At 70.5% G+C, this 4,493-nt stretch carries 6 protein-coding genes; all 6 read right to left on the bottom strand.

Going from position 1 to position 4,493, the window contains the following annotated elements:
* Nucleotides 1-202, bottom strand: a 202-nt coding sequence (locus ABZ646_RS40825) for a hypothetical protein (RefSeq protein WP_360531109.1), incomplete at its 3' end; no start/stop codon positions are given.
* A gap of 280 nt (nucleotides 203-482) precedes the next feature.
* Nucleotides 483-869 carry a hypothetical protein gene (locus ABZ646_RS40820; RefSeq protein ID WP_360531106.1) on the bottom strand — a complete coding sequence of 129 codons (387 nt, stop codon included), beginning with the start codon at nucleotides 867-869 and terminating at the stop codon, nucleotides 483-485.
* A 281-nt stretch (nucleotides 870-1,150) separates the two neighbouring features.
* The gene (locus tag ABZ646_RS40815) at nucleotides 1,151-1,405 is read right to left on the bottom strand and encodes an NAD(P)H-dependent oxidoreductase (RefSeq protein ID WP_360531103.1); all 255 of its coding nucleotides are present in this window, start codon (nucleotides 1,403-1,405) and stop codon (nucleotides 1,151-1,153) included.
* Between the two features lie 131 nt (nucleotides 1,406-1,536).
* A complete protein-coding gene (locus tag ABZ646_RS40810) occupies nucleotides 1,537-2,274 on the bottom strand; it encodes an alpha/beta hydrolase (RefSeq protein ID WP_360531101.1) in 738 nt (245 codons plus the stop codon).
* Nucleotides 2,275-2,344: 70 nt separating this feature from the next.
* A complete protein-coding gene (locus ABZ646_RS40805; RefSeq protein ID WP_360531098.1) occupies nucleotides 2,345-3,487 on the bottom strand; it encodes an NAD(P)/FAD-dependent oxidoreductase in 1,143 nt (380 codons plus the stop codon).
* 233 nt (nucleotides 3,488-3,720) lie between these two features.
* The gene (locus ABZ646_RS40800; protein WP_360531095.1) at nucleotides 3,721-4,416 is read right to left on the bottom strand and encodes a TetR/AcrR family transcriptional regulator; all 696 of its coding nucleotides are present in this window, start codon (nucleotides 4,414-4,416) and stop codon (nucleotides 3,721-3,723) included.
* Between the last annotated feature and the right edge of the window lie 77 nt (nucleotides 4,417-4,493).

Below are 4,493 nucleotides of genomic sequence, written 5' to 3'. Positions count from 1 at the left end.
GGTCAGGGTGGGACTCACGCAGGTCTTCCCACGGGGTGCAGTCCTCGACTGCGGGGAGCCCGTTCTCGGCGATGTCCTCCAAGACGGCGGCGAACTGGTCGGCCCGCTCGCGGGTCTGGGCGGCGTAGGCGCGGACGGCGTCGGCGGCCGCGGGCTCCTCCTGCTGCCGGGCGTGGTCAGCGGGGGCCGGCTGTTCGCTCATCGAGGGCTCCAGAGGGCAGAACTGGCGCCTGCTTCCACGGTATCGGCCGCCTGGGGCCCTGGAGACCACTCCGGACGAACCGGCTCGCACGAGGGTGCGGGACCCGGGGACCCAGGTTCTGGGGGCGCTGTCAGATGGCCCAGGTCGGCCGGACTGTTCAGGCCGGGATGCTGGCAGAACCCGGCCGTCAATGATCTGGGTGCTGGCGGTCAGGGCATGGCCGGTGCAGGCCTCGTCCAGCCGGTCGTACGGCCAAGCTCGGGTGCAGCCGAGGTCGATGTCACCACGCTTCGGCGAGGCGTGCCTCAAGCTCCGCACGGAAGTGCCGGAGCCTGGTCGAAGCCGGGTACGTGCCCCACGCGTTGACGTGGCCCGTTCCGGGGTCGTACTCCACATGCGCCTGCCATGCCCCTCGCCCGGACCGGGATCGTACTGCGATCTCCGCGCCGAAGCACCAGGTGGAGATGACCTTGATGCCGCCGACGAACGCGGCGCCCGCGCGCACGATGGCGTCGAACTCGATCTCCTGCGGTGTCGGCGTCGGTTCCTTGCGCGACTCGTTCCTATCGCTGTCAGCCTGGCGTTGCCCAGTGCCCGCCCTTCTCAGCAGGGCTGCCGTGCCAGCGGCAAGGACGGCAACAGCGGCGGCCTTGGCCTTGTTCATCACGCCCCCCACGGCACGGTGCAGCGGCTCGGGCCGGCGGCGGTGGTGCTGTCGGTGGTCACCCCGGGGATTCTTCCGGACCCGCCGGCTCGCCCGGGACCGATCGAGGCGGTTACCGACCTGTGTCAGTGATCGCTGATGGATGGCCACCCAGGATGATCAACGCCAGTTCGGGCCACCGCAGGTTGATCACTCGGTGTACAGGTACGCGGGGGACGTGGTGAGGGTACCTGTCGGCATGTTCCAAGAGGCTGCCCTTGCGGGCTTTGACCTGGCCTTTTCCGTCAACGACACGCTCGTGCGCCGATCGCTGGGGTCCAGCTGGGACATGCCGTTCGAGGCTGGGTGTGGGGGTGGGTGTAGCGCCCCATGGCGAGCGGGAACGGTTCGTCGATCTGCGGCAGGTCGACCTCTGCGAGGTCGATCAGGTCGTAGTCGGCGTCGCCGCGCTTTTCAGCCTGCTCCAGGACCCACTGTGCGACGCGTTCGCCGGCACGTCCGGTGCGGGTGCTGCCGAGAATGATCGCGATCTCCGTCATCGTGTCTCCGGTGGGTGGAAGAAGCCGCCTGCTCCCCGCCCTGGGCGCGGATCGGTCCGCGGCCGCGCGTGACGCTTGCCGAGGACAACGCCGACGTCGGCCCGCGGACGGGGAACCCTGATGGCAAGGGCTCAGTGGCCGGTGGCCGAGGGTCGGGAGGTGAGGAAGGAGTCGAGATGGGTGAAGACCGCCTCGGGCTTCTCGCGGATGGGCAGGTGTCCTGCGCTGGGGATGAGTTCGAATCGCGCGTGGGGGAACCCCCCGGCGTAGGCACGGCCGAAGCCGGGAGTGACGACCGTGTCGTCGGCGCCCCAGATCACCAGTACCGGGCAGGTGACGGTGGAAAGGCGGGACAGCATGCCGGCGTCTCCCATGGCCGGCCCGGCGTAGGCGCGCATGGCGGCCATCGACTGCGCGGACGGTCCCTCCTGCGGCGCCGGAACCGGTGGACCGGCGGGCACGGTGACCGGTTGGCCGGGTATGACGGGGCCGATGGCGTTCATGAGCACGAGCTGGGAGATCCGCCCCTCGCGGTCGTCCAGGACGATCTGGGTGGCGACCCATCCGCCGAAGGACGTGCCGATCACCGTCACGTCGTTCAGCCCGAGGTGGCCGAGCAGATCCAGGTAGACAGCGGCGAGTGCGGGCACGGAGTCCAGATCGTCAGGCCGTACGGTGCCGTCCCAGCCCGGATGGGTGGGCGCCACCACCCTGTGATCCGATGCGAGGTGGCCGGTCAGGGCCGCGATGCTGGACGGGCCGGGGCCGCCGTGCAGGACGAGGACCGGGCTGCTGCCCGTGCCGGCCTCGCGCACCTCGAGGTCCAGGCCGGGCCGTAGCGGGATGGTGCGCTCAAGGGACGTCGTCATAGGTTCCTCCCGGATTGGCTGAGGCGGGTGGTTTCGGTGACTGGGGGTGCGGTGGCCGTCGGGGCGGACCTCACTGGGCTGCCGGGCCGGAGGTGAAGAACGCGACCATCTGCTCCAGGCCCCGCCCGTCGAACATCGTGTTCAGGTTGGCGGCGGACTCGGCGGCGGACGCCTCGCTGCGCGGGAAGAGGGCCTCCTCGTACGCGGCCAGAGCGGCTTCGGTGTCGCCGGGATGTGCGGCGATGGCCAGGGCGAGTTCGGCGCCGTCGAACATGGCGAGGTTGGCGCCCTCCCCGGCGAAGGGGGACATCAGGTGGGCGGCGTCACCGAGCAGCGTCACGCCCGCGACACGGTCCCAGCGGTGCCCCACCGGCAGGGCGTGGATACGGCGCGGGATGATCGTCTCCGCGTCGGCGACCAGGCCGCGCAGGCCCTCGTCCCAGCTGTCGAAGTGGGCGACGACGGCGGCCTTGGCGGCAGCGTGGTCGGTGAAGTCGACCGTGTCCAGCCAGCCCTCGTCGACCTTGAGCGCCGTGTAGACGTGGAGACTGCCGTCGCTTTCCCGGTGCGCGAGGACACCGCGTTCGTCCCCCAGGGCGATGAAGAACCCGCCGCCGACGACCGCGGCGCTGCGCGGGTGGCGGGTGTCGGCGTCGAACAGGTCGGTCTCGACGAAGGAGATCCCGGTGTAGGCGGGCCAGGCGTCCGAGACCAGGGGCCGGATCCGGGACCAGGCGCCGTCCGCGCCGATCAGGAGATCGGTGGTGATGGCCGAGCCGTCGGCGAACGTCACCTCGTGGCGCCCGTCGCCCAGCGCCCGGGCACCGGTGACCTTGCGGCCCCAGTGGACCGTGCCGTCGGGCAGGGAGTCGAGCAGCAGGTCCCGCAGGTCGCCGCGGTCCACCTCCGGCCGGCCTCCAGTGCCGTCGTCTTCCTCGGCCACGTGCACGGTGCCGTCGGGGCCGAGCAGGCGCAGGGCCTGACCACCCTGGTGGACGATCTTGAGGAACTCGTCGTGGAGGCCGGCGGCGTGCAGGGCCTTCTGCCCGTTGTTCTCGTCCATGTCGAGCATCCCGCCCTGGGTACGGGCCGCCGCCGACGCCTCCAGCTCGAAGATCGCTGACTCGATGCCGTTGACGTGCAGGACACGGGCCGCGGTCAGGCCGCCAAGGCCTGCGCCGATGATCGCGATCGGGAAATGGCTGGTGCTCATGGGGCCTCCGGAAACAGTAGGGGAACACCTCGGTGCGTCGAGTCATCACCGCCGACGCCGCAGGGCTCCTTGCAGGGACGGCTGCGCGGCGAGGAGGCAAGGAATGCCTCGTTACATCCCACCATAACGAACGCGTTCGTTGCGAACAAGTTCGTCGCTCCCTGCGGCGGGCGGCGAGGAGAACTGCCGCCCCCGGCCGCGTCCGTCGCCAGGGCGGCCCGCCCCGCCTGGGGTCAGTCCACTGCGCCCGGGACGGGTGTGTGCATGATGCCGTTGACGAGGACGTCGAAGCTCCAGCGGATCCTGTCCGGCACCGAGCCGCCGATCAGGGCGGGCATGTGCGCGGTGATCGCCGGATGCGTGGCGGCGTCCACGGCGTGCAGTGCACGCACCGTGGCGTTCCACTCGTCCTCGGAGGCGGGATCGTGCTCACGCGTCGAGTGCTCGGCGGCGGTGGCTGTCGCGTCCTGGAGCAGTTTGTCCACCCCCCAGGCGACCTGCTCGCGGCCGGCCCCGCTTTGCGCGAGGAGATCGAGGATGCGCTCCACCAGGCGCAGGTAGTTCTCGCCGCTCGGGCGGGCCACGAGCGCGGCCCGCGCGAGTTGCGGGTGCTCGAACAGCACCTGGGTGTACGACGTCATGACGGCACGGAGCTGCTCGCGCCAGTCCTCACCGCCGTCCCGCCCGGTCAAGTCGACCTCGCCGAGCAGGGAATCCAGAACGGCTGCGTACAGCTCGGCGGTGTTGGCGATGTAGACGTACAGTGACGCCGGGCCGGTATCCAGTTCCTGCGCCAGACGGCGCATCGTGACCTTCCCGAGCCCCTCCGCCCGCATGATCCGCACGGCGGTGTCCACAATCCAGCGCCGGGACAGGGCGGGCTTCGCCGGACGCTCCCGACGGCTGATCGGCTCTCTTCTCGCAGTCATAACTCGATCGTAACGAACATGTTCGCAGAGCGGGATTACCCGGTTCACTCTCGATCTCCCCGGTCGGTGGTTCTCAC

Source organism: Streptomyces sp. NPDC007162 (assembly GCF_040634175.1).
In the GTDB taxonomy this organism is placed as follows: Bacteria; Actinomycetota; Actinomycetes; order Streptomycetales; family Streptomycetaceae; genus Streptomyces.
Note: the sequence above shows the minus strand (reverse complement) of the source record. Positions and strands in the feature narration are given on the sequence as shown.

Bases quoted from the DNA above. Each gene is read 5' to 3' on its own strand.
- ABZ646_RS40815 (WP_360531103.1), bottom strand. From the start codon at position 1,405: ATGACGGAGATCGCGATCATTCTCGGCAGCACCCGCACCGGACGTGCC.
- ABZ646_RS40810 (WP_360531101.1), bottom strand. From the start codon at position 2,274: ATGACGACGTCCCTTGAGCGCACCATCCCGCTACGGCCCGGCCTGGAC.
- ABZ646_RS40805 (WP_360531098.1), bottom strand. From the start codon at position 3,487: ATGAGCACCAGCCATTTCCCGATCGCGATCATCGGCGCAGGCCTTGGC.
- ABZ646_RS40800 (WP_360531095.1), bottom strand. From the start codon at position 4,416: ATGACTGCGAGAAGAGAGCCGATCAGCCGTCGGGAGCGTCCGGCGAAG.